General features: G+C 68.7%; 24 protein-coding genes. 11 read left to right on the top strand and 13 right to left on the bottom strand.

From position 1 onward, the window contains the following. Window positions 1-75: 75 nt before the first annotated feature. From EXE42_RS09740 to EXE42_RS09730, 3 genes are read right to left on the bottom strand one after another with little or no spacing between them, the layout of a single operon-like run. Entirely contained in the window at window positions 76-501 is a 426-nt protein-coding gene (locus EXE42_RS09740; RefSeq protein WP_137694651.1) for a Zn-ribbon domain-containing OB-fold protein, read from the bottom strand. After that, window positions 498-1,679 (bottom strand): beta-ketoacyl synthase N-terminal-like domain-containing protein, encoded by a 1,182-nt coding sequence (locus EXE42_RS09735; protein WP_137694650.1) that lies wholly within the window; start codon window positions 1,677-1,679, stop codon window positions 498-500. Before EXE42_RS09735 ends, EXE42_RS09740 begins: the two co-directional genes overlap by 4 nt. Then, window positions 1,669-3,090: a CaiB/BaiF CoA-transferase family protein gene (locus tag EXE42_RS09730; RefSeq protein ID WP_199240747.1), complete on the bottom strand. Its 1,422-nt coding sequence runs from the start codon at window positions 3,088-3,090 to the stop codon at window positions 1,669-1,671. Before EXE42_RS09730 ends, EXE42_RS09735 begins: the two co-directional genes overlap by 11 nt. Window positions 3,091-4,002: 912 nt before the next feature. On the opposite strand from EXE42_RS09730, the gene EXE42_RS09725 reads away from it, so the two are divergent. After that, a complete protein-coding gene (locus EXE42_RS09725) occupies window positions 4,003-5,781 on the top strand; it encodes a Cdc6/Cdc18 family protein (RefSeq protein ID WP_092919234.1) in 1,779 nt (592 codons plus the stop codon). A gap of 21 nt (window positions 5,782-5,802) precedes the next feature. Here the strand turns inward: EXE42_RS09725 and EXE42_RS09720 are convergent, their stop codons facing one another. Beyond that, on the bottom strand, window positions 5,803-6,804 hold the full coding sequence (locus EXE42_RS09720; RefSeq protein WP_137706421.1) for a S26 family signal peptidase: 1,002 nt from the start codon (window positions 6,802-6,804) through the stop codon (window positions 5,803-5,805). A gap of 130 nt (window positions 6,805-6,934) precedes the next feature. On the opposite strand from EXE42_RS09720, the gene EXE42_RS09715 reads away from it, so the two are divergent. Next, window positions 6,935-8,554, top strand: a complete 1,620-nt coding sequence (locus EXE42_RS09715; RefSeq protein WP_137706420.1) for a DNA-directed DNA polymerase II small subunit — start codon at window positions 6,935-6,937, stop codon at window positions 8,552-8,554. A gap of 43 nt (window positions 8,555-8,597) precedes the next feature. On the opposite strand, the gene EXE42_RS09710 is transcribed toward EXE42_RS09715, so the two are convergent. From EXE42_RS09710 to EXE42_RS09695, 4 genes are all read right to left on the bottom strand, one after another. Then, window positions 8,598-9,230 carry a YigZ family protein gene (locus EXE42_RS09710; RefSeq protein ID WP_137706419.1) on the bottom strand — a complete coding sequence of 211 codons (633 nt, stop codon included), beginning with the start codon at window positions 9,228-9,230 and terminating at the stop codon, window positions 8,598-8,600. Next, on the bottom strand, window positions 9,227-9,760 hold the full coding sequence (locus EXE42_RS09705) for a hypothetical protein (RefSeq protein WP_137694645.1): 534 nt from the start codon (window positions 9,758-9,760) through the stop codon (window positions 9,227-9,229). The genes EXE42_RS09710 and EXE42_RS09705 overlap by 4 nt, the downstream gene beginning before the upstream one ends. A gap of 25 nt (window positions 9,761-9,785) precedes the next feature. Next, complete coding sequence (locus tag EXE42_RS09700) at window positions 9,786-10,391, bottom strand: hypothetical protein (RefSeq protein ID WP_092919224.1); 606 nt, start codon at window positions 10,389-10,391, stop codon at window positions 9,786-9,788. Between the two features lie 128 nt (window positions 10,392-10,519). Continuing rightward, window positions 10,520-11,434, bottom strand: coding sequence for an MBL fold metallo-hydrolase (locus EXE42_RS09695; protein WP_137706418.1), 915 nt, complete (start codon window positions 11,432-11,434; stop codon window positions 10,520-10,522). A 151-nt stretch (window positions 11,435-11,585) separates the two neighbouring features. On the opposite strand from EXE42_RS09695, the gene EXE42_RS09690 reads away from it, so the two are divergent. Further along, window positions 11,586-12,530, top strand: a complete 945-nt coding sequence (locus tag EXE42_RS09690) for an NAD(P)H-binding protein (protein ID WP_137706417.1) — start codon at window positions 11,586-11,588, stop codon at window positions 12,528-12,530. Then, complete coding sequence (locus tag EXE42_RS09685) at window positions 12,527-13,195, top strand: hypothetical protein (RefSeq protein WP_092919218.1); 669 nt, start codon at window positions 12,527-12,529, stop codon at window positions 13,193-13,195. The genes EXE42_RS09690 and EXE42_RS09685 overlap by 4 nt, the downstream gene beginning before the upstream one ends. Before the next feature lie 133 nt (window positions 13,196-13,328). Here EXE42_RS09685 and EXE42_RS18565 read toward each other — a convergent pair whose 3' ends face one another. After that, complete coding sequence (locus EXE42_RS18565) at window positions 13,329-13,496, bottom strand: DUF5786 family protein (RefSeq protein WP_241988368.1); 168 nt, start codon at window positions 13,494-13,496, stop codon at window positions 13,329-13,331. A 125-nt stretch (window positions 13,497-13,621) separates the two neighbouring features. Here EXE42_RS18565 and EXE42_RS09680 point away from each other — a divergent pair, with 125 nt between their 5' ends. Continuing rightward, the gene (locus EXE42_RS09680; RefSeq protein ID WP_092919216.1) at window positions 13,622-14,671 is read left to right on the top strand and encodes a DUF5784 family protein; all 1,050 of its coding nucleotides are present in this window, start codon (window positions 13,622-13,624) and stop codon (window positions 14,669-14,671) included. Window positions 14,672-14,749: 78 nt separating this feature from the next. On the opposite strand, the gene EXE42_RS09675 is transcribed toward EXE42_RS09680, so the two are convergent. Continuing rightward, the gene (locus EXE42_RS09675) at window positions 14,750-15,034 is read right to left on the bottom strand and encodes a DUF2795 domain-containing protein (protein ID WP_137706416.1); all 285 of its coding nucleotides are present in this window, start codon (window positions 15,032-15,034) and stop codon (window positions 14,750-14,752) included. A gap of 147 nt (window positions 15,035-15,181) precedes the next feature. Here EXE42_RS09675 and EXE42_RS09670 point away from each other — a divergent pair, with 147 nt between their 5' ends. From EXE42_RS09670 to hemB, 3 genes are all read left to right on the top strand, one after another. Then, window positions 15,182-16,084 carry a PHP domain-containing protein gene (locus EXE42_RS09670; RefSeq protein ID WP_137694639.1) on the top strand — a complete coding sequence of 301 codons (903 nt, stop codon included), beginning with the start codon at window positions 15,182-15,184 and terminating at the stop codon, window positions 16,082-16,084. 25 nt (window positions 16,085-16,109) lie between these two features. Next, window positions 16,110-16,274 (top strand): DUF6757 family protein, encoded by a 165-nt coding sequence (locus EXE42_RS19320; RefSeq protein WP_199233636.1) that lies wholly within the window; start codon window positions 16,110-16,112, stop codon window positions 16,272-16,274. Between the two features lie 129 nt (window positions 16,275-16,403). After that, complete coding sequence (hemB, locus tag EXE42_RS09665; protein ID WP_137706415.1) at window positions 16,404-17,384, top strand: porphobilinogen synthase; 981 nt, start codon at window positions 16,404-16,406, stop codon at window positions 17,382-17,384. Between the two features lie 476 nt (window positions 17,385-17,860). Here hemB and EXE42_RS09660 read toward each other — a convergent pair whose 3' ends face one another. Continuing rightward, window positions 17,861-18,103: a ferredoxin gene (locus tag EXE42_RS09660; protein ID WP_092919208.1), complete on the bottom strand. Its 243-nt coding sequence runs from the start codon at window positions 18,101-18,103 to the stop codon at window positions 17,861-17,863. Window positions 18,104-18,442: 339 nt separating this feature from the next. Between EXE42_RS09660 and EXE42_RS09655 the strand changes: the two genes are divergently transcribed. Both EXE42_RS09655 and EXE42_RS09650 read left to right on the top strand, forming a co-directional pair. After that, window positions 18,443-18,697, top strand: coding sequence for a hypothetical protein (locus tag EXE42_RS09655; protein WP_092919205.1), 255 nt, complete (start codon window positions 18,443-18,445; stop codon window positions 18,695-18,697). Window positions 18,698-18,801: 104 nt separating this feature from the next. Further along, window positions 18,802-21,498, top strand: coding sequence for a valine--tRNA ligase (locus tag EXE42_RS09650; protein WP_137706414.1), 2,697 nt, complete (start codon window positions 18,802-18,804; stop codon window positions 21,496-21,498). A 34-nt stretch (window positions 21,499-21,532) separates the two neighbouring features. Here EXE42_RS09650 and EXE42_RS09645 read toward each other — a convergent pair whose 3' ends face one another. Further along, complete coding sequence (locus EXE42_RS09645) at window positions 21,533-22,588, bottom strand: quinone-dependent dihydroorotate dehydrogenase (RefSeq protein WP_137706413.1); 1,056 nt, start codon at window positions 22,586-22,588, stop codon at window positions 21,533-21,535. Window positions 22,589-22,685: 97 nt separating this feature from the next. Beyond that, the gene (locus tag EXE42_RS09640) at window positions 22,686-22,889 is read right to left on the bottom strand and encodes a hypothetical protein (protein ID WP_092919199.1); all 204 of its coding nucleotides are present in this window, start codon (window positions 22,887-22,889) and stop codon (window positions 22,686-22,688) included. Window positions 22,890-23,183: 294 nt separating this feature from the next. On the opposite strand from EXE42_RS09640, the gene EXE42_RS09635 reads away from it, so the two are divergent. Continuing rightward, window positions 23,184-23,513 (top strand): non-histone chromosomal MC1 family protein, encoded by a 330-nt coding sequence (locus EXE42_RS09635; RefSeq protein WP_092919197.1) that lies wholly within the window; start codon window positions 23,184-23,186, stop codon window positions 23,511-23,513. The last annotated feature ends 464 nt before the right edge of the window (window positions 23,514-23,977 follow it).

Here is a 23,977-nt window from a genome sequence, read left to right as displayed (position 1 = left end):
GAGGGGTCGCCTTTTTCCGCCGGCGTTTCCCGCCGAAGTCTGACCCGGCGTTTCCCGCCGAAGTCTGACCCGGCGTCAGGAGTCGTCGACCGCGACGAGCCGCGGATCGGTTCGCTCGCGTCCGTCGCGAAGTCGGTGGGAACCGTCGAACCGAACGGTGTCCCCGGGGGCCAGGTCGCCGTCGGCGGCCTGTGCGATCAGCTGAACCTCGTCGAACCGGGCCAGCGCGAGGTGGTTCGGCGCGCGGACGTCGGACGGCGTGGTCTCGACGGTCGTCGTCGCCATGACCGCCCCGGTTTCGAGTCGAACCGTCGAGGCGTCCGCCGACGAGCGGCCGCAGTCCGGGCAGCGGCGCCGGTCGTAGTACCAGCGGCGACCGCAGTCGTCGCAGACGAAGGCGCGGTCCGCGGGGAGCTCCCGGTCCGCGAGGAGGTCGTCCGCGGGGAGGTCGCGGTCCGCGGGGGCGCCGTTCTCCGGGACTTCGCTGTCCGGATCCGTCACGCGCGCAACACCGTACAGACGCTGTTGTTCCCGAACCCGGCGACGTTGATCGCGAACGCCGTCTCCGCGCCGTCGACGCGGCGGCCCGCGGGGAGGTCGCCCCGCAGCTGCCACACGAGTTCGACGATCTGCGAGAGGCCCGTCGCCCCGAGCGGATGGCCGCGGGCCTTGAGCCCGCCGCCGGGGTTGACAGGGAGGTCGCCGTCGAGGGCGGTGTCGCCGTCGAGCGTCGCCTCCCACGCGGTGCCGGCGTCGTAGAAGCCCAGCTCCTCCAGTTCGATCAGTTCGAGGACGGTGAACGCGTCGTGGATACAGGCGACGTCGACGTCGTCGGGACGGATCCCGGCGCGGTCGAAGACGCGCTCGCCGGCGGTCCGAACGGAGTCGATCGAGAGCGGGTCCGGTCGCTCGGCGACGGCGTGGGTGCCCGTCGCGCTTGCGACGCCGGCGACGCGGGGCGCGGGCGGGTGACCGGTGTCGGCGGTGGCGGCGTCAGCGTCGGCGTCGCCCGCTCGGGTCAGGACGACCGCGGCGGCGCCGTCCGACATCGGACAGCAGTCGTACAGCCGGAGCGGTGCGGCGACGACCGGGGAGTCGAGGGCGTCCTCGACGTCGATCGACTTGCGGAACTGCGCGACGGGGTTGTCGACCGCGTTGGCGTGGTTCTTCGCGGCGACCGCGGCGAGCGCCTCGCGGGGCGCGTCGTGGCGGTCCAGGTAGGCGCCGGCGGCGAGCCCGCCGAAGGAGGGGAGCGTGATCCCCTGCGCGTACTCGCGGCGGTGGACGAGGCGGCTGATCGCTTCGGTGACGCTCCGCGTGTCGCCCGCGGACATCTTCTCGGCGCCGACGACGAGCGCGGCGTCGGCCTCGCCCCTTTCAATGCGGTCGACGCCCCGGTGGAAGGCGCTCGCGCCGGTCGCGCTCGTGTTCTCGATCCGGTCCGCGGACGCGCCGTCGAGGCCGAGGGCGGCCGCGAGCGCGTTCGCGAGCCCCGCGCTCTCGTCGAGCGCCTCGGCGAGCGCGTTGCCGAAGTGGAGCGCGTCGACGTCGTTGAGGTCGACCGCGGCGTCGTCGAGGGCGCGCTCGGCGGCCGTTGCCGCCAGGTCGGTGAGCGAACGCCCCGAGTCGCTCTCGAAGGGCGTCATGCCGACGCCGCCGACGCGGACCTCAGTCGTCATGCTCGTCCGCGTCGTCGGGAGTCTCGCCGCTGTCCGCGTCGTCGGGAGTCTCGCCGCTGTCTGCGTCGTCGGGAGTCTCGCCGTCGTCCGCGTCGTCGCCGAACACGCCCAGCTCCGCGAGGCGGTCGATCTCGGCCTCGGAGTAGCCGCGTTCGCGGAACACCTCGCGGTTGTGTTCGCCTAAAAGCGGCGGGGGGAGTTCGAAGCCGCTCTCGGCGTTGCGGAACTTGAGCGGGTGTTCGATCACGGGCACGTCGCCGAGTTCGGGGTGTTCGATCTCGGTGATGGTGCCGCGGGCCTCGATCTGGGGACTGTTCAGCGCCTCCTCGACGCTGTATACCGGGCCGGCGGGGACGCCCGCGTCCTCGGCGATGACCTCGATCCACTCGTCGGTCGTCTTGTCCGCGAGGGTGGCCTCGATCTCGGCTTCGAGCTCGTCGAGGTGTTCCACGCGGTCCGCGTTCTGCTCGAAGCGGTCGTCCTCGGGGAGGTCCGGCCGGTCGAGCGCCTCGCAGAGCTCGCCCCAGAGCTTCTCGTTGAGGATACAGATGTTGATGAACCCGTCTTTCGTCTCGAACGTCTGGTACGGCGCGAGGACGGGGTCTTTCGTCCCCATCCGCTTCGTCTCCTCGCCGGCGAACACCATCCCGGCCTGCTTCGTGAGCCACGGGAGGGTGGCCTCGAGCATCCCGAGGTCGATGTACTCGCCCTCGCCGGTCCGCTCTCTGCGGTAGAGGGCCGTCGTCGCGCCGAAGGCCGCCCACATCGCCGTGATCAGGTCCGTCATCGGGAGGCCGACCTTCACCGGCTGGCGGTCCGCCTCGCCGGTGACGCTCATGATCCCGCTCATCCCCTGGATGAGGAGGTCGTACCCGGACCGCTCGCGCCACGGTCCGGTCTGTCCGAACGCCGAGATCGCGAGGTAGATCAGGTCCTCGTTGTGCTCGGTGAGCGTGTCGTAGTCGACGTCGAGTCGCTCTGCGGTGCCCGGGCGGAAGTTCTGGATGAAGATGTCCGCCTCCTCGACGAGTTCGTACAGCGCCTCCTTCGCGTCGTCGTTCTTCAGGTCGAGTTCGAGGCTCTTCTTCCCGTAGCTCAGGGTCCAGTAGTACGGCGACTCCCCCTTGATGAACGGCGGGCCGGAGTGGCGGACGGCGTCGCCGTAGCCGGGCTGTTCGATCTTGACGACCTCCGCCCCCTGATTCGCGAGCATCGCCGAGCAGAAGCCACCGGTGACGAACGTCGAGAGGTCGAGAACGGTGACGCCGTCGAGGATCCGTCCGCCGCCGGTGGGACCGTCGGCCCTAGTGTTGTCGGCTCCGGTGTCGCCAGTGTCGTTGGCCCCAGTGTCGTCGGCTCCGGTGTCGCTAGTGTTGGTGTCGCCAGTGTCGGTGTCGCCGGTATCGGTCATCGAGCCACCTCGTCCGAGATACGGAATCGTCTCATAGGTGTGTGTACGGTTTGTTTACCGATTGGTAAAACTATCGGCGTCGACCGTGATATTCGTTGGACCCACTTCGATGGACGGAGGCGCAGTAGTCAGACGTTGTCAGGAAGCCAGGAGGGATCGGCCGTCGATCTCCCGAAAGCCGATCGGGAGCCCTCCCCCCACCCCTTCGTTTCGAGTGGAACCGCGAAGAGCGACGGGGTGGTCGATAGGTATTCGCGGTGGATCTAGGCGCCCCCAGATAATTCAAGGAAAGATTAGTAATAAAATAATTATGCCACAACGAATATAATATTAGAGGGTTTGTCGAGGGTACTATTATATTGTATTTGTAATAAAACCACCGGTATACAACTCACAGCTCAGGACCCCCACCCACCCGTCTGCCGTTCCACCCGAAACGAAGGGGTGTGGGGGTGTACCCGATCGAACCGCCTCGCCGGACTCGGAGACTGTGGGCCCGAGCCGGGGAGTCGAAACCGATCGGCGGACCTCGCAGTCGGGATACCAACGGTCACGACGCGATCGCAAGATCTTCGAATCAGCCGTGTCAGGGGTTAAAAGTCGCTATATCAAGTGATCTTAGTCAAAGAGGAACGGGATCTCGTCGCTCGTCGTTTCTAGTTCTACGCCCTCTCGACCCGTTCGACCGCCCCCTCGGTAGACCCGAACCGCCTCTCGACTGCCTCGACATCTCGTGAGAGAGGGACGTTTCAACTCCAGAGAGGAACACTTTTGTACCGTCTCTTCATCTGGTTCGACTGTATCAACTGGACGTGGTCGGTCTCGAATCTGACCGCGAACGCGTATTTCCGACCGGAGACGGCCTCTCAAGCGTCCTGCTCGACCGTCTCCACCTGAAACAGAGGGGTTCACATGGACGAAGGAGATCACACACCGCGGGCCGACGGCGGCACCGATCCGGACGACGACGAGACGGATCACAGCAGCGACTCCGACCCAGGCGACTCCGGTGTCGGTAACTCCGACACCGACGACCCTGACCTCGAAGATTTCCACCCCGACGATCCGACGGGATCCGACCGCGACCTCGGTGACCGCAACACCGACGCGGGATCGGAACTCGGTCAATCGGGCACCGACCTGAACCAATCAGACGACAATCTGGACCAATCGGACTCCTCGAGCGACGCTCGACCCGAAACGGCGGGGCTCGACAACGGCGGTCGCGACCGGTCGTCGCCCGACGTCGACTTCGACGGCGTCGTCCTCGACGACGACGAGGACAGTCAGGGCCTGTTCGACGACCTCCTCTCCGGTGAACCGATCTTCGAGAACAAGGAGGTCCTCCGTCCCTCGTACACCCCGCACGAGCTCCCGCACCGCAACGACCAGATCAACCGGATGGCGACCATCCTCGTCTCCGCGCTCCGCGGCGAGACCCCGTCGAACATCCTCATCTACGGGAAGACGGGGACCGGCAAGACCGCCTCGGCGAAGTTCGTTTCCCAAGAGCTCGAGTCCACCTCCCAGAAGTACGACGTTCCCTGCGAGGTCGAGTACATCAACTGCGAGGTGACCGACACCCAGTACCGCGTCCTCGCCCAGCTCGCGAACACGTTCATCGAGGAGAACCAGGCGGTGATCGCCGACCGCTTAGAGCGGCTCGAAGGCCTCCGCGAGGACGCGACGGACGCCGAAGGAAATCCGATCGGCGACGCCACCGCCGCCCTCGCCGCCACGGAGTTCGACTCTGTCGACGAGCTCGACGACCGGATCGAAACCCTCGAAGACGACGCCGACGAGATGGAGGAGGTCCCGATGACCGGGTGGCCCACCGACCGCGTTTACTCCACGTTCTTCGAGGCGGTCGACTACCACGAGCGCGTGGTCGTGATCATGCTCGACGAGATCGACAAGCTCGTCGAGAAGAGCGGCGACGACACGCTGTATAACCTCTCGCGGATGAACTCCGAGCTCGACCGCTCTCGGATCTCGATCATGGGGATCTCCAACGACCTGAAGTTCACCGACTTCCTCGACCCCCGCGTCAAATCGAGCCTCGGCGAGGAGGAGATCGTCTTCCCGCCGTACGACGCGAACCAGCTCCGCGACATCCTCCAGCACCGCGCCGACACCGCGTTCAAACCCGACGCGCTCACCGACGACGTGATCCCGCTCTGCGCCGCCTTCGCCGCGCAGGAACACGGCGACGCGCGACGCGCGCTCGACCTCCTCCGCACCGCGGGCGAGCTCGCGGAGCGCTCGCAGGCCGAGATCGTCGCGGAGAAACACGTCCGACAGGCCCAGGACAAGATCGAACTCGACCGCGTCGTCGAGGTCGTCCGCACCCTCCCCACCCAGAGCAAGATCGTCCTGTTCGCCGTCATCCTCCTCGAAAAGAACGGCGTCCACAACATCAACACCGGAGAGGTGTTCAACATCTACAAGCGGCTCTGCGAGGAGATCGACGCCGACGTCCTGACCCAGCGGCGCGTCACCGATCTCATCAGCGAACTCGACATGCTCGGCATCGTCAACGCCGTCGTCGTCTCGAAGGGACGCTACGGTCGGACGAAGGAGATGGGCCTCTCCGTGCCGGTCGAAGAGACCGAGGCGGTGCTCCTGTCGGACTCGCGGCTCGGCGACATCGAGAACGCGCAGCCGTTCGTTCAGGCCCGGTTCGACAACTGACACCGGTCGACGCACCGAGCGCTACGCCGCGGGGCTCGACGACGTGAGGCCAGGTCTCACCGCCGGGAGGGCGCTCCCGACCGTCCGCGTTATCGCCTCGTTCAGCTCTACCTGCCCCGTCGCGATCAGCCGGATGTATCCGAGATACGGGACCCGGAGGCGGGCCACCCCCTTGATCCATTCCGCTTTGACCGGCGGCGAGAGACCGCTGGCCTGGTCGTAGGCCCCGTTGTTGTCCCCGAGCGTGATGTACCCGTCGTGCGGCGCCGGACAGTTAGCGAGCGATCCGCAGCCGATGGCGTCGTGGTAGCGCTCGTCGGCGCGGTCGTACCAGTTCTCGCCCTCGGTAACGTGGAACATGGATCGGTGGATGATCGGGGACCCGGTCCGCCCCGGAGGCGCGTATATCATCACCGACCCGTAGGAGCCGAACGTGCGGTAGTCGACCTCCTGGCCCACCTGGTAGGTGACGACGCCGACGCCGTTTTCGGCCGCATCCGGCGCGAGCCTGCCGGGCTCGGTGACGAACACCAGGTCGCCGACCCGCATGTTCGGCTCCATGCTCCCCGACTCGACGGCGACCATTGGCGGCCACACGCCGCTGACGCCGAACAGCAACAGTCCGATCAGGAGGACGACACCGACGCTCGCTAACATCTCCCGGATCCACATCAGCGCGCCCTCCCGGTCGTGACGGAACCGGTGTAGAAGCGACTCGTCGGCGGTCGTCGTCTCTTCCGTCTCGAACGCGGGACCTCCCACCGATTCCGGTGCGCCCTGCGCTTCGCTCCCGATGTCGGATTCGCCGGAAACAACGGCTCCCCCGGATGATTCGGGCTCGTCCCCGAGGTCGACTTCGCGCCCGGTCTCGGGACCGTCGCCCGAGCCACCGGAGACCGCGCGGTCGGATTCGTCGGGAACCCCGTCATCCGACCCATCGGATGTCGCCCCCGAGTGATCTTCGGTCCGCTCGTCTCGACCGGCCGACCCGTCGGTGTCTGTCGGCCGATCCCCTTCGTCCATTACGTCGCCTTTGGAGGGTTCCGTTCATAAGCTTCCGGGTCGCGCGGATTCGCCCTCGCTCGCGGCCCCGCGCGTTCGCCCCTCCGACGCCTCCGGAACGGTTTTGCCCGCGACCCTCCTTTCGGGTATCGTGCCGCTGGAGTCGAACGCGCGGATCGCGAAAGCCCTCGCCGAGCGCGGCTACAACGCCGAGCGCGAGGCGGTCACCCTCCTCGCGGGCGCGGCCGACCCGAGCGCCGCCGTCGCGGCCGCCGTCGACCGCGCCCCGGACGACGCTCTCCGGATCACCGCCGACCACGTCCGCGATGCGATCGACGGGACCGGCGAATCGACCGCGTCCACCGACAGAAACGGAAGATCTCCAGTTGAAACAAGGGGGTCTGCGGACACCGAATCCCCGGAGACCGAGGCCGCCCCGGGGGGCGCGACGAACAACGCTATCGACGCCGCGGCCGCCGACTCCCCGCCCGCCGACGCCGCGGCCGCCGACTCCCCGCCCGCCGATCCCGTAACCGACGATTCCGAGCGCTCCCGCGACCCCGACCTGCGCGACCTGGAGGTCGGCAACGACATGACCGGCCGGAGCACGGGGACCGGCGAGTACGCCGACTTCGTCACGACGTTCCGCGACCGCTACGAGCGGCTCTCGAAGATCCTCCGCGGCCGCGTCAACCACCGGCCCGCGGAGGCGATCGCGGACATGCCGGGCGGCAGCGACGCCGCGATGATCGGCCTCGTCAACGACGTGCGCTCTACGAAGTCCGGCCACTGGCTGATCGAGTTAGAGGACACGACCGGGACGTTCCCCGCCCTCGTGATGAAGGACAAGGGCCTGGCCGACGTCGTCGACGAGATCCTGTTAGACGAGTGCGTCGCGGTCGAGGGGACGCTCGCGGACGACGCCGGCATCCTCTTCGCGGACTCGCTCCACTTCCCTGACGTTCCCCGCACTCACCGCCCGGGCGGGGCCGACCGCCACGTCCAGGCCGCGCTGATATCCGACGTCCACGTCGGCAGCGACGAGTTCCTGGCCGACGCGTGGCACAGCTTCACCGACTGGCTCCACACGCCCGAGGCCGACCCGGTCGAGTACCTGCTGCTCGCGGGCGACATGGTCGAGGGCGTCGGCGTCTATCCCGACCAGGACGAGGAGCTCGAGATCGTCGACATCTACGAGCAGTACGAGGTCTTCGCGGAACACCTCAAGGAGGTGCCGGCCGACACCGATATCGTGATGATCCCGGGCAACCACGACGCGGTCCGCCTCGCGGAGCCGCAGCCCGGGTTCGACGACGAGATCCGAGAGATCTTGGACGTCCACGACGCGCAGATCGTCTCGAACCCGGCCACCGTCTCGGTCGAGGGCGTCGAGGTGTTAATGTACCACGGCGTCTCGCTCGACGAGGTGATCGCGGAGCTTCCCGAGGAGAAGGCGAGCTACGACGAGCCGCACAAGGCGATGTACCAGCTGTTGAAGAAGCGCCACGTCGCGCCGCAGTTCGGGGGCCACACGCGGGTCGCGCCCGAGGAGCGCGACTACCTCGTCATGGAGGACGTGCCCGACGTGTTCCACACCGGCCACGTCCACAAGCTCGGCTGGGGGAAGTACCACAACGTCCTCGCGGTCAACTCCGGCTGCTGGCAGGCACAGACCGACTTCCAGAAGTCCGTCAACATCGACCCCGACGCCGGCTACGCGCCCATCCTCGACCTCGACACCCTCGACATGACGGTCCGTAAGTTCTCGTAGGGCGGCGCGTCCGCCGGGCCGCGTTCCGAGCCGCCCGCGACCGCTACCGGTCGATCTCTACCCGCCCGCTCGTCGCGTCGTTGAGGCGCTCGCGAAGCGGGTCGACCTCCGCGACCGGCACCCGAAGGTCGAACCGGACGCGCTCGCCGTAGTCGGCGTCGAACTCGACGCCGGTCGACTCGATCACGCCCCTGACCGTCCCGGAGTCGTCGTACTCGGTCTCGACGACGAGAGTGCGGTGGGGCCGCTCCTCGATCACGCCGGCGCCGTCGACCCCTTCCTTCACCGCTCGCGAGTAGGCGCGCGCGAGCCCGCCGACCCCGAGATTCGTCCCGCCGTAGTACCGCGTCACCACCGCGGCGACGTTCCGGACCTCGCGCTGCTGGAGGACGTTCAGCGCGGGCTTGCCCGCGGAGCCGGTCGGCTCGCCGTCGTCCGACGAGTACTCCCTGAGCATCGGCTCCGAGCCCGGTGCGCGCTCCGAGGGCTCGCCCGCGGGCACCCGGTACGCGGGCACGTTGTGGGTCGCGTCGCCGTACTCCTCGCGGACGTCCGCGACGAACGACTCCGCCGCGTCGACCGTGTCGACGGGGGCGACGTGCCCGAGGAACTCCGAGCCGCGGACCTCGAACCGCGCGGTCGCGCGCTCGGCCACCGTCCGATACGCGCCGGTCACGACGGCTCCTCCTCGGCTTCCTTCCGTTTCCCCTCCTCGGCTTCCTTCTTTTCCCTCTCGTCCGGCTCCTCCCCTCGCCGCCGCTCGACGGCGACGCTCGTCGGCGGCGCGAGGCGGTAGAGCGCGAGGTAGGCGCCGACGCCGACGACCTCGACGATCACCGCGACGACCGCCAGCGGCTCCGCCGCCAGCGCCGCGGCCGCGTCGCCCCCGTGCCACGCGAGGAACCCGCCGAGGAACGCCCCGAGCGTCCCCGCGCCGAGCGCGTACAGCCGCCGGTACTCCCCGCCCCGGAGGGTCGCGACGGCGACCGCGGCCGCGAGCGCGCTCCCCGCGAGGAAGAAGTAGGGACGCGCGTCCGGCGGCGATCCCAGCCGCGGCCACGCCCACAGCAGGTGGACCGCCGCGGCGACGACCGTGGCCTGGACGGCGATCCCGCGCAGCAGTCGCTTCTTCGGGGTGTTTCGCCCTCTTGCGTCAGTTCCGCCCACGGGGTCCGGCTCGGGGCTCGGGTCGCGCTCGTCGCTCATCTGGTCACCGCCGTCGAATCGGCGCTCACTCCCACGGGTGGTTCCCGGGCGCGTCGGGCCAGAGGGGGTACCAGTAGGACTCGTCGTCCTCTAAGCCGAGTTCCCCGTCGAGGACCGACTGGAGTTTGAACTCTATCCGCTGGTTCCGGTCGTTCGTCCCCCGCGGCGCGAACGGGTAGTACGCGCCGCGCCGGAACGAGTAGATCCAGTAGGCCGGACCGTCGTCGTTCTCGAAGCCGAACACGGCCGCGAGCAGCCGCGACCCGAACCCCTCCTCGATGAACTGGTCGGCGGCGAAGTGGACGCTCGTCACCAGGTCTTCCGGGTCGTCGTCCTCTAAGACGAACCACTGGTAGCCGTGGTCGTCCTCGTGGCGGTGAAAGCCGGTTCCGGTCTCTATCTCGCCGGCGTCCAGAATGGCCTCGACGGTCTCGACCGCCTCGTCGAAGCGGGTGCTGTCCATCCCGGAGAAGCAGAGCGCGGCCTCCCCGCAGTGGTCGTACCGGAGGTCAGCCTCCATCGTCATGTACGCGGTCGACATCCCGAAGAGGTCCTCGGGGTCCGCGTCGCGGGTCGCGTCGGTCTCGGCGCTCGTCCCGAGCACGGCCCGGATCGTGTCGAAGATGCCCATCTGGTCTGGCCTACGGACGGCGGGGTTTAGGGCGTTTCTCTCGGCGGGTCCGCGTCGCGTCTCGCCGGTAGTCGAATCTCCGTCGCGTCTCCCCGGCGAGTCACGTCTCGCCGCGTCTCCCCGGCGAGTCACTCCTCGCCGTCGATCCGATCGAGATACGTCAACACGCCGCGCGCATTCAGGCTCGTGTTCGCCCTGGCGCGCTCGGGGTTCCAGTAGTCGACGTCGCGGCTCGCCGCCTCGAAGTGGTCGACGACCGCCTCGTCGTCACCGAGTTCGGCGCGCTTCTCGCGGACGCGCTCGACCCACTCGACGTACGCCCGCTTCGCCTCGCCGATCAGGTCCGCGTCGCAGTCCCGCGGGCCGAAGTGGCCGAAACAGAGCGTGTCGGGGTCGAGCTCCTCGATCAGTCGGATGTCGTCGAGGCACTCCTCGAAGTCGAACTGCGGCGGCGGCGTCGTCGGGGTCACCGCGTCGACCTCGGGGACGTAGATGCCCGCGGCGTCGGCGGCGAACACGACGCCGGCGTCGGGGTCGTGATAGATCGCGTGGTGGGGCGCGTGACCGGGCGCGTCGTGAACGACGAGCTCGCGGTCGCCGAGGTCGATCCGGTCGCCCCCGCTCACCCCTTCGATCCGATCGTCGGGGATCGGTTTCGGCTCCGCGTAGTACTCCCACTGGTCTCCGACCGCCGACTTGGTGCCGGCGACGAGCGCCCCCGGGTCGACGAGGTGCCGGACGCCCTTCTCGGGCACCCGGACCGCCGCGTTCGGGTACCGCGCCGCGAGGTAACCCGCCCCCCCGGCGTGGTCGAGGTGGGCGTGAGTCGGCAGGATCCACGCGAGCTCCTCGCGGTCGATCCCGATCGCCTCGATGCTCTCGAAGAGGACCTCCCGGTTCGCCCCCGTCCCGGTGTCTATCACGATCGGTCGCTCGGCGTCGTACACGTAGACGGCGCCGTACTCGTCGGTGTCGAACATGCCGGTGTCGTGGACGTACAGGTCCTCGACGCCCCGGACCGGTTCGAACTCTCCTGCGCGCATACCGGACGAGGAACCCGGGGGCACTTCTAGCGATCGGTCCGCGGTCCGGTCCACAGGGGGTTCCGCCTCGCGTCTCGCCTCCCGACGCGTGTGGCTCCGACCGCCCTCCGCGCGGGCCGGGGCTTATGGTCGTTCCGCCCCACGAGACGGTATGCGAGTGCTCGTCACCGGCGCGACCGGATTCGTCGGGAGCCGACTGGTCCCGACGCTTCTGGCGCGCGGCCACGACGTGGTCGCGCTCGTCCGCGACGCCGACGGCTACGACGCGCCCGAGGGCGTCTCGGTCGTCGAGGGCGACCTCCTGGAACCGGAGACGCTCCCGCCCGCCTTCGAACTCGACGGCGAGGCGGTCGACGCCGCGTACTACCTCGTCCACTCGATGGACGGCGGCCCGGGGTACGAGGAGCGCGACCGGAACTGCGCGACCAACTTCGCCGCGGCCGCGTCCGAGGCGGGGATCGACCGGATCGTCTACCTCGGCGGGCTCGGGGAGGACCGCGAGGAGCTCTCCGAGCACCTCCGGTCGCGCCGCGAGGTGGAGCGGATCCTCGCCGAGGGCGACCCGGCGCTCACGACGCTCCGGGCCGCGATCATCATCGGCGCCGGCAGCGCCAGCTTCGAGGTGATCGCCGGGCTCGCGCGACGGCTCCCGGTAATGGTCACCCCGAAGTGGGTCGACACGCTGTGTCAGCCGATCGCGGTCGCGGACGTGATAGCGTACCTCGCCGGCGTCCTCGACGTCCCCGAGACCGCGGGCGAGACCTTCGAGATCGGCGGGCCGGAGGTGTTGACGTACGCCGAGATCCTCCGCCGGGCCAGGCGACAGCTCGGGGGCGGGCTCCGGATCGTCAGGGTGCCGGTGTTGAGCCCGGGGCTGTCCGCCCGGTGGCTTCGACTCGTCACCGACGTGAACCCGTACCTCGCCCGCTCGCTGGTCGAGGGGCTCCGCAACACCGTGATCGTCGAAGACGATCGGATCCGCGAGTTCGTCGCCGTGGAGCGGACCCCCTTCGAACTCGCGGTCGCGCGGGCGCTGACCGAGTCGCGAGGTTCCGAGCGATCCCGACTGAGCGCGCTCCCCGGGGTCTCCTCGTGAGCCGCAACTACGGCGAGACGTGGGTGTACGAGAGCCTCGTCGGCGGGATCCCCGGCCTGGGGATCTCCCGGACGCTGGCGGTCGCGATCCAGTTTGCCCTCTTCGAACTGGGGGTGGTGACGCTCGGCTGGTACTACGGGACCTGGAACGCCGTCGCCGCCGGGACGGTCGCCGTCGTCGTCGCCGCCGTCGGGAGCGTCGAGATGCACCGACTGGGCGCGAAAAACCGGCTGCTCGGGACGCCCCCCGAACACAAGCGGCTGCTGTTCGGGTCGAGCATCGAGATCGTGTTGGGCGTGCTGGCGTTCATCGCGCTGGTGACGTACCTGTTCGCGTGGGACGGCACACTCATCGATCGGCTCTTCGGCCCGGATCCGCCGATTCCGGTCGTCTACCTCACGCTGCTCGTCCTCTGGGATCTCACGTACCGTATCGGCACCTCGTGGTGGAGCGCCGTCGTCGCGCTGTGGCGCGCGGTCCACGTCGACCTCCCGGCCGACGAGCGGTCGACGGTCCGTCGACTCGACGCCGAGAATATCGGCTTCTCGGCCGTCCAACTCGCGCTCGTGCCGTTCCTGCTCACCGAACCGGTGCTGCTCGGCGCGGTGGTGGGTCACGTCGTCGCGGTCGCGGTCGTCTGTACGGCGGCCATCCTCCTCTCGTGAGCGTCACGACGTCGCTCGCGAGCGTCGGGACCGGCGGCGTTCGACCGATCGCTATCGATCGCTATCGAGAGTCGAGTCGTCGCTAGCGGCGTTCGAGAACGGAATCAGAAGGCGCGGCGCCCCAGCGGCCGCGTCACTTCTCTTGAAGCTCTTCGAACTTGTTGAGGAGTGCCTCCGTCGAGTCGCCCGAATCGTAGGTCAGGGACCCGGAGTACTCGGGCCGCTCCGCGTCGAAGTCGGCGTCGACTTCGCTGGTCTTCTTCTCGCGACGCTCGTGTTCCGCCTCATCATAGGCACCCATTGACATGGTACAGTCACACTTGGCCGTTTCCTGTAATATACCTGTCGCCAAAAGCATCATAAACCGTGAACGTCCGGGTCCGCCCACCGGAATCGATTAACCTCGGGGCGTGATACCACACGTCCGTGGCACAACCGCTCCGTTTCAGGCGTTCGCCCGGTCGGTGGGGTCCGGACCGAGTCCGTTCGCAGATCGGCCGACCGCTCGACGAGAGCCTCGGAGCGACCGCCGGCGCCCCGTGGTTCGCGCCGCCCCCCGATTACGAGGCGCGCCGGTTCGACATGGACGACGGGTCGTTCGCGCTGTTCTGCTGGACCGGCGACGACGCGGACCCCCCGCCCGACGCCGACGGAGGGCCGACGGGGTACTGGCTCGGTAACACGGAGACGCCGAGCGAACTCTGGCGGACGGACAAGTACGGCTTCGACGAGGTCCCGTACCCGGTCTCGCGGTGGGCCCAGCGGGAGCTGCTCGCCGGGCTCCACGACGACGAGCCGTGGCTTGCCGACTACCCGCACGTCTCGTGGTACTTCCTGCCCGTGTTCTGCTCGAAGGACGGCGCGGAGACGAGCCGTGCGTTCTTCCGCGAGCACGCGGCAGGGTTCCCGGACGCGACCCGCGAGTCGGGGACCGGATTCGTCGAGGAGACCCTCCGGCCGGGGACGCTCGACGACTACCGCGAGGTCATGGCCGGGAAGCTCGGCACCTCCGCCTCGCGGGACCTCGTCCGGATGAGCGCGGCGATAGCCGAGTTCACCGCGGCCCGGATCCTCACCGAGGCGAGCTACGAAGTCACCCCGGAGATCGAGGTGACGACGGGCCACTCGCTCGACTTCCGCGCGACGGACCCCGAGACGGGCGCCGGCCGGCTCGTCGAGGTGACGCGCCCGCAGCCGACCGCCGGGCGCTCCGCGAGCGACCCCGTCGCCGCCGTCCGCGACACCGTCGAGACGAAGACGAGCGGGCAGCTCGCGGCCCACGCGGGCGGCGTCACGCTGTTCGTCGACTGCTCGTCGTTCCCGGCCGACGAGTGGGCGGCCGTGCGCGAGGCCGAGCCCGCGGTCCGTCACAAGCCAGCGGTCGTCTACCGCGCCGACCCCGGCGGCTCGATAGAAGGGTATCAGCAGGGGTCGGTCCCGCTCGACCTCTCCGGGGCCGTCGACCTCGACCCGTAGCCGCGTCGCTCTGCGGGACGGGACGCTCCGCGATCGGCCTTCGAAAACGGGGGTACGGACTCCGGTCGGTTCGGCGCGTCAGAACGAGACCGGCGAGGGCCCCTCCTCCGCGTCGGTGGTCGGGTCGCGGTCCGAGTAGAACCGGCGACCGACGCCGCGGTGACAGACGCCGGCGCGGATCGTGGTGAACACGTCCTCCGCGTCCTCGAACGTCTGATCGCCGAACCGCTCCAAGACGTCGCCGAGCCGCTCGGACCCGTTCGCGAGCTCTACGGTCGCGTTGCCGTGAGCCGCGATGATTTCCTCAGAGGTGGTCGGGTACTGGTGCCGTTCGAGTCGGTCGTCGACGCCGTTCAAGCGCATCAACGGACGGAAACCGCCGACGGTTCTTAATGATTGTCCATGTACGACCTTAGTCGGAGGGAATACCTTATACTGCCTTATATTCGATCTTTCCCGGCCGCGGTCGGGACCGCCGCCGCTTAGTGTCGGGCGCGGCTATTCGCCTTCATGCCCGTCGATTCCGTCGATTCCGTCGATTCCGACGCCCCCGGCGATCCCGTCGTCGCCGACCTTCACGCGCACACGACCGTCTCGGACGGGACCCTGACCCTCGACGAGGTGCCCGCGGCCGCCCGCGAGGCGGGCGTGGACTGGGTCGCCGTCACCGACCACGACCGGATCCACCCCGGTCTCGACGCGCCGGTCGTCGAGCGCGACGGCGTCCGGATCGCCCGCGGGATCGAACTCCGCGTCGACGCCGGCTTCGAGCGCCTGGACCTCCTCGGGTACGGCGTCGAGCACACCGACGCGCTCGACGCGGAGATCGACCGCCTCCAGCGCGACCGCCGGGAGCGCGGCGCCGCGATCCTCGAGTCGGTCGAGGACCGTCTCGGCGTCGACCTCGACGTCGAGCCCCGCGCCGGACTGGGACGACCGCACATCGCCCGGGCCATCGACGCGTCCGACGCGCCCTACGACTACGCCGAGGCGTTCGACGAGCTGATCGGGAACGACGGTCCCTGCTACGTCGCCCGCGACGTGACGCCGCTCGACGAGGGGCTCGACCTGCTCGCGGACGCCTGCGCCCTCGTCGGGCTCGCGCACCCGTTCCGGTACGACCGCGTCGACGAGGCGCTCGGCGTCGCCCGCGACCGCGACGCGGTCGAGGCGGTCGAGCGCTTCTACCCGTACGACCGCGCGGTCGACGACGCGCGGATCGACCGCCTCGCCGCTGAGAACGATCTGCTCAGAACCGGCGGGACCGACGCGCACGAGCGGACGCTCGGCGTCGCCGGCCTGACGGTCTCTGCGTTCGACCCCGTCCGCGAGCGACTGCCCGAGCCGGTCTCGGTCGAGGAGCTCGCGGCCGGAGACCCTCCCGCCCCGGCCGCCTCCGACGAACAGGATTAAGCCCGCCCCGAACGGAGTGGCGCGTATGCGGTGTCACTACTGCGACCGGGAGGCCACGTACGAAGCGGAGCAGCGCGGCGTGGTCGTCGGCCTCTGCGAGTCCCACTTCAAACAGCGCGTCGAGGAGCTCGCGGAGTCGGACGAGCTCGCGGCGCTCCGCGACCGGATCGACATCGAGTCGTCCGAGTAGCCGCGGCGCCCGGATCCCCTCCCCGTCGAGCGACCCCTCTCACCGTCGAGCAACCGCCGAGCCGGCCGAGTCCGAGCCGACCGGAGCCGAGACGAACGCTAAAAGGCCGCGCGGGACCAACCGGTCGGTATGGACCTCACGGACCGGCCGCGCCGCCTTCGAACCGACGGCGTTCGCCCGCTCGTCGCCGAGACCGACCTCTCGGCGTCGGACCTGGTCGCGCCCGTCTTCGTCGACGCGACGACCGACGAGCGCGTGCCCATCGAGACGATGCCCGGCCACGAGCGCGTCCCGGTCGACGAGGCGGTCGACCGCGTCGCGGAGATCCGCGAGACCGGCGTCGAGGCCGTGATCCTCTTCGGCGTCCCGGAGTCGAAGGACGCGTCCGGGAGCCGCGCGTACGCCGACGACGGCGTCGTCCAGCGCGCGACACGCCGTCTCTCCGCCGAGACGGACGTCACCGTGATCGGCGACGTCTGCCTCTGCGAGTACACCGACCACGGTCACTGCGGCGTGATCGAGGAGACCGCCGAGTCGGACCCGACGCTCACCGTCAAGAACGACGAGACGCTCGACCTCCTCGCGCGCACCGCCGTCTCGCAGGCCGACGCGGGCGCGGACGTGGTCGCTCCCTCGTCGATGACCGACGGACAGGTGAGAGCGATCCGCGAGGCGCTCGACGCCGCGGGCCACGAGGACGTCGCCGTCCTGAGCTACGCCGCGAAGTACGAGTCCGCCTTCTACGGCCCGTTCCGCGACGCGGCCGACGGCGCGCCCGCGTTCGGTGACCGCCGACACTACCAGATGGATCCCGCGAACCGCCGCGAGGCGCTCCGGGAGGCGCGGCTCGACGCCGAGCAGGGGGCCGACGTGTTGATGGTGAAGCCCGGGCTGCCGTACCTCGACGTCGTCGGCGACCTCCGGCGGGAGTTCGACCGCCCCATCGCCGCGTACAACGTCTCGGGCGAGTACGCGATGCTCCACGCCGCCGCGGAGAAGGGGTGGCTCGACTTGGAGGCGACCGCGCTTGAGTCGCTCACCGCGCTCAAGCGCGCGGGCGCGGACCTGATCGTCACGTACTTCGCCGAGGACGTGGGCGATCACTTGTAAATAGAGCCGAGTAAGGGCGACACGCTTCCTCAATCATTCACCCCGGCGCGCGCCTGCGAGCGGCCGGAGCGAAGCGGAGGCCGCGAAGCAGCGCGTGCGAGGGACGCGGCGAACGCGAGCGGCGAAGCCGCGAAGCGTGAGCCGCGAGGCTGGGGAGGGGTGAGGTGCTGTGCGGAGCGGCGCGGGGCGGGACTCAAAGGGGCAGCCGCGAGGGCGAAGCACGGCGACGGAAGCACCGCAGCGAGGGAGCGTCAGCGACCGAGCGACCGAGGAGCGTGGTTCGAGACGCCGAAGGCGTCTCGTCATCGCCAGAAATCGGAGATTTCTGGCTAGCAGTCAGAACGCTCCGCGTTCTGACGACATCACGAAAGGCGCGGAGCGCCTTTCGAACGACACCGAGCCGCGCGAGCCGTCGTGGCTGGGGCTTTGGAAGTGTTCTCCCTCGACACACAGCAACCTCTCGGATCTCGAACCCTCTACACCACCTGTTCGCCGTCGTCGTCGTACACTTCGATGGCGTCGACCGGGCAGACGCGCGCCGCGAACTTCGCGTCGAACTCCTCGCCGTCGGGCACCTCGACGACGAACAGGTCCTCCTCCTCCTCGGTGCTCCCCTTCAGGTCGGCCTTCCCGTCGTTCAGGTCCTTCTCGAAGGCGTCCCACTCGGCGACGCACTGGAACATCCCGACGCAGGTGTCGCGGTCGAACTCGACGTACATGACCACCGGTTCGGCGAGCCGATACAAAGCGGTGGCGACGAGAGGGGCGAAAGTCCGGTCGATTTGGATTCGCTGACAGGCCACCGGAGAACCGCCCCTTTGAGTCCCGCCCCACACCGCACCTCACGCCTCCCCAGCCTCGCGGCTCGCTCGGGGCTCCCTCCGGTCGCCCCTCACTCACCGCGTCCCTCGCGCGTGCGACTCACGGCCTCCGCTTCGCTCCGGCCGCTCGCAGGCACGCGCCACCGCATTCGGTTTGTCAGTCAATCGCGAGACGTACTACCGGTCTCGCGCGCGTCGACCGCCCTTTTTAAATCTCGCAGGGACCGATCCTCGCCCATGCCCACCGTCTGGCTCGTCGACCGGCAGTTCGACTCGAAGGGGCTCGTGCGGCTCACCTACGCCACGGAGGACGGCGAGCGGATGCACACGAAGGAGCTGGCCGAGCAGCGGCTCGTCACGGGCGACGGGATCACCGCGGGCCGCGAGGTCGAGGAGAGCGCGCTGGGCGAGAGCCCGGCGGACGAGGTCGAGCGGTTCGCGTCCGAGGCGTCGAAGATGGCGGCCGAACACGACCTCGACGACACGGTCTGACCGGCTTTCCACGCACCTCACCGCACCTCGCCGCGCCTGACCGCGCAAAGCCGCCCCACACAACCGAGTCCGTTAAGGGGGAACCGGCGGAACGTGTGCGTGAAATGCCCAGTGGTGAGTACGACCCCGACGCCGTCGAGCCGCGCTGGCAGCGGCGGTGGGTCGACGAGGAGACGTACGCCTACGACGACGACGATCCGACCGATCCGAACACCGTCTTCTCCATCGACACCCCGCCGCCGACGGTATCGGGGAGCCTCCACATGGGCCACCTGTACGGGTTCACCCTCCAGGACTTCGTCGCCCGCTTCGAGCGGATGAACGGCGGCTCGACGTTCTTCCCGTTCGGCTACGACGACAACGGCATCGCCTCCGAACGGCTCACCGAGGACGAACTCGACATTCGCCACCAGGAGTTCGAGCGGCGCGAGTTCCAGGCGAAGTGCCGGGAGGTCTGCGCGGGGTACGAGGAGCAGTTCACCGAGAACGTCCAGTCGCTCGGGGTCTCCGTCGACTGGAACCACACGTACCAGACCATCGAGCCGCGCGTCCAGCGCGTCTCCCAGCTGTCGTTCGTCGACCTCTACGATCAGGGCCGCGAGTACCGCGAGAAGGCCCCCGCGATCTGGTGTCCCGAGTGCGAGACCGCCATCTCGCAGGTCGAGACCGAGGACGACGAGCAGGGCAGCCACTTCAACGACATCGCCTTCGGCGTGTCCGGCAGCGACGAGGAGTTCACCATCTCGACGACGCGCCCCGAGCTCCTCCCGGCCTGCGTCGCCGTGTTCGTCCACCCGGACGACGACGAGAATCAGGGCCTCGTCGGGGAGTCCGCCGAGGTCCCGCTGTTCGGCCACGAAGTCCCGATCATCGCCGACGAACGCGTCGACATGGAGACGGGCTCCGGGGTCGTGATGTGCTGTACGTTCGGCGACCAGAACGACATCGAGTGGTACCAGGTCCACGACTTAGACCTCCGGGTCGCCATCGACGAGTCCGGGCACATGACCGACGTCGCCGAGGGGTACGAGGGACTACACTCCTCGGAGGCCGGCGAGGCGATCGTCGAGGACCTCGACGAGGCGGGCGCGCTGTTAGACCGCCGCGACATCACCCACACCGTCAACGTCCACGAGCGCTGCGGGACGAGCGTCGAGTTCCTCGTCACCGAGCAGTGGTACGTCGAGATGCTCGACAAGACGGACGAGTACCTCGAGGTCGGCCGGGAGATGGAGTGGTCCCCCGAGAAGATGTTCACCCGGTACGAACACTGGGTCGAGGGGCTCCAGTGGGACTGGCTCATCTCCCGCCAGCGCTCCTCGGGCATCCCGTTCCCCGTGTGGTACTGCGAGGACTGCGGCGAGGAGATCATCGCGGAGAAGGCGGACCTGCCGGTCGACCCGCTCTCGGACGACCCGCCGGTCGACGCGTGTCCCGAGTGCGGACACGAGGCGTTCGAGCCGGAGGACGACGTGCTCGACACGTGGGCCACCTCCAGTCTCACCCCGCTCATCAACGCCGGCTGGGACTGGGACGAGGAAGCGGAGGAGTTCGCGATGGAGCGCCCCGAGCTGTACCGGTTCGACCTCCGGCCGCAGGGCCACGACATCATCAGCTTCTGGCTGTTCCACACCCTCGTCAAGTGCTACGAGCACACCGGGGAGGTCCCGTTCGAGGAGACGATGATCAACGGGCACGTCCTCGACGAGAACCGCGAGAAGATGTCGAAGTCCGTCGGCAACGTCGTCGAGCCGGAGGAAGTCCTCGATGAGTTCCCGGTCGACGCCACGCGCTACTGGGCGGCCGGCACCGCCGTCGGCGACGACTTCCCGTTCAAGGAGAAGGACCTCCGCGCGGGCGAGAAGCTGATCCGGAAGCTGTGGAACGCCTCGAAGCTCGTCGAGTCGCTCGCGCCGGAGCCGTTCCCCGAGGAGCCCGACGACGGGCTCCGCGAGCTCGACCGCTGGCTGCTCGCCGAGCTCGACGCCGAGGTCGAGCGGCTCACCGAGCTGCTCGACGACCGCGCGTTCTCGAAGGCGCGCGACGAGCTCCGGAGCTTCTTCTGGAACACGTTCTGCGACGACTACCTCGAGATCGCGAAACAGCGCGAGGACGACGCCGCGGCGTACGCGCTCCGGACCGCGCACCGCCGGTTCCTGAAGCTGTTCGCGCCCCTCCTCGCGCACGTCACCGAGGAGCTGTGGCACGACATGTACGCGGACGCCGTCGCGGACGTGGCCGCCGCGGGTTCCGATGCGACCGCCGCGGACGCCGACGCGACCGCCGGGACCGCCCTCGCAGACGGCGCGGGCGACTCGATCCACCTCGCCGACTGGCCCGAGCCGCTGGGGATCGAGGCCGACCGCGACGCGGGGACTGCCGCCACGGCCGTCGTGGGCGCGCTCCGGAAGTACAAGAGCGAGAACCAGCTCCCGCTCACCGCCGCGCTCGACGCGGTGGAGGTGTACGCCGACGTGCGCGGCTTCGAGGACGACATCACCGGCGTGATGCACGTCGACGACCTCGCGGTCCACCCCGACGGCGACGCGCCCGTCGAGACGGTGATCACGGGCATCGACCTCGACTACGCCACCGTGGGGCCGAAGTACGGCGACCAGGTCGGTGACATCGAGGCCGCCTTAGCGCAGGGGGAGTACGAGATCGACGGCGACGAGCTTCACGTCGCGGGCGTCACGCTCGTCGACGACGAGTTCGCGGTCGAGGAAGAGCGGCAGTACCGGGGCGAGGGCGAGCTGCTTCAGGCGGACGACGTCGTCGTCATCGTCCGCAACGACGCGTAGGATCCCCCTCCCTTCTCTTCGGTTTCTCCCTCGGTCACAGGTCCGCGCCGACGGCGTCCTCGACGGAGTCGAACCCGTCGCGTTCGAGCAGTTCGACGAGTCCCTCGTTGACGTCGCGCGCGAGTCCCGGCCCCTCGTAGACGAGTCCGGTGTACACCTGGACCAGCGAGGCGCCCGCCCGTATCTTCTCGTAGGCGCCCGCGGCGTCGGAGACCCCGCCCACGCCGATCACCGGCACGTCGGTGCGCTCCGCCACGAACCGGACCCGCTCCGTGGCGAGCGACTCGATCGGCTTCCCCGAGAGGCCGCCGCGTTCGGCCCGATTGTGGCTCCGAAGCGAGTCCGGCCGCGACGTCGTCGTGTTGGTGGCGATGACTCCGTCGAGGCCGAGGTCGTCGACGACTCCCAGCGCGTCCTCGACGGCCGGCTCCGGGAGGTCGGGGGAGAGTTTCACGAGCAGCGGATCCGCGCCGGCGTCGTCGAGCGTCCCGAGGATTCGCTCCAAGGCCTCGCGGTTCTGTAGCTCGCGGAGCCCCGGGGTGTTCGGGCTGGAGACGTTGACGACGAAGTAGTCGCCCGCGTCCGCGACGCGCTCGTACGTGTACAGGTAGTCGTCCGGGGCCTCGTCGAGGGGCGTCGACTTCGACTTCCCGATGTTGATCCCGACGGGCACCTCCGGGAGGGGGTCGCGGTCGAGGCGCTCACCGACCCTGTCGGCCCCCTCGTTGTTGAACCCCATCCGGTTGACGAGCGCCTCGTCTTCGGGCAGTCGGAACAGTCGCGGGCGCGGGTTTCCGGGCTGTCGCTCGGCGGTGACGCCGCCCACCTCGACGTGGCCGAAGCCGAGCGACGCCAGCGCCCGCGGGACGCGCGCGTTCTTGTCGAACCCGGCGGCGATACCGACCGGATTCGGGAAGGACGACCCGACCGCGTCGACCGTGAGCCGCTCGTCGTCGACGACGTATCGATCAGCGAGCGCGGAGCCGACGGGCGTCCCCTGAACGCCGCCGAGCAGTCGATGAATCAGTCCGTGTGCGGTCTCCGGCGGAAGCCGGAACAGCGCCGGTTTCAACAGGTCGTACGCGCCCATCGTCTGACCCTCGTCACGAGCGACAATTAATCCGCCGACAGCGGTCCGCGTGGCGGTCGCTCGGCGGTAAAACCGTATCGAACTCCCGCGGTCCGCGTCAGAAGTCGTGTTCGAGCTGGTCGGGGTTGGCGTCCGCCTTCTGAATGATTATCTTCCCGTCTCGGACCCGGACGAACACCTCGTCGCCGATCTCCATGCCGGCGACGGCGAGTTCGTCTTCGTGGAGGTTCACGTGGACGTTGTGGTACTCCCCGTCGTCGTCCTTGGCGCCACTGGGGCTGAGCTTCTTTTTGCGGACCATCGCGGGTGTGCTTGTCGCCCTTCGCCATAGCAGACACATAAGTGTTGTTTACGCGTACTCGGGCTCCGGCGAGTCGCGCGCGTGCCTCGAAAATCCCCCCCCGAACCCCGAACTGGCCTGTCGCGCGCGCCGAACGCTCCTGCGAATCGCCGTCGATCGACCGTCTCCCTCCCGCGCTGGGCCCCAAACCGCCAGCCGCCGCCGAGGTAGTATATAAAAATTGTGGCTCACAGCTTTCATTTCCCCGATATATTTATTACACACTGTGTGCTGGTGTCACACGGAGGCAAAACCATGGTACGTGAAGACGGTAAGCGAAACTTTGCCCTTCGAGAGGAAGACGGATCGGAACCGAGCGAGTTCTCGGGAAACATGCCGCGTCAGGCGGCGCTCAAAGCGGCTCGAACCCTCGAACCGGCGCCCTCTGAGGAGGAGGCGCAGCGAACGACGCTCCGCCTCCGAGAGAAGGGGACCCAGAAGGTCCACGAGTACGAGGGGTGGGCCTGGAAGGACAGCGCCCCCGAAGTCGACGAGGCGGACGACGAGTTCTGGCTCAACGACCTCGACGACATCACCAAGGCCAACGTCTCGAAGCAGGGTATCGAGTACATCGACGAGGAGTAGCTCTCCGGGCGCTCCGATCCCGATCTCTCGTTTTCGACGCCGAGTGACCGGAACGCCCCGGACATGATCACCGTGTCGACCCACAGACGCCGTCTCCGACAGATCCCTCTCCGTTCCGGATCGATCCGGTCAGTTATCCCGCCTCTTCCGGCATGAAATCGCATGACGTGGCGCCGGTAGTTCGACGGGGTTAAGTACAACCCAGGCATTCGAAGAAATGCGAAGAACGCATCGCGGACTCGGGCCGTTCAACCCGGCCCGGTTTCGCTGGACCCGTACCGTTCCGATGGGTTTATGACCCGTCGACCGGTACGTTCAGGTCCGCGAGAGATGAGGATCACGCCCCCTGCGCCCCGGCGTAAGCGGTGATCTGATGTGAGCCGTGGTCGTTCGGTGTCATCCAAGTCGCTGGCTGGCCCGGACACCACACAGACCAATGCAATGGTGTGTCAACACTACGTTGA

The organism is Halorubrum sp. SP3, assembly GCF_005435195.1.
GTDB classification, from domain to species: Archaea; Halobacteriota; Halobacteria; order Halobacteriales; family Haloferacaceae; genus Halorubrum; species Halorubrum sodomense.
The sequence above is the reverse complement of the archived record's forward strand: the minus strand, read 5'-3'. Positions and strand labels throughout refer to the sequence as shown.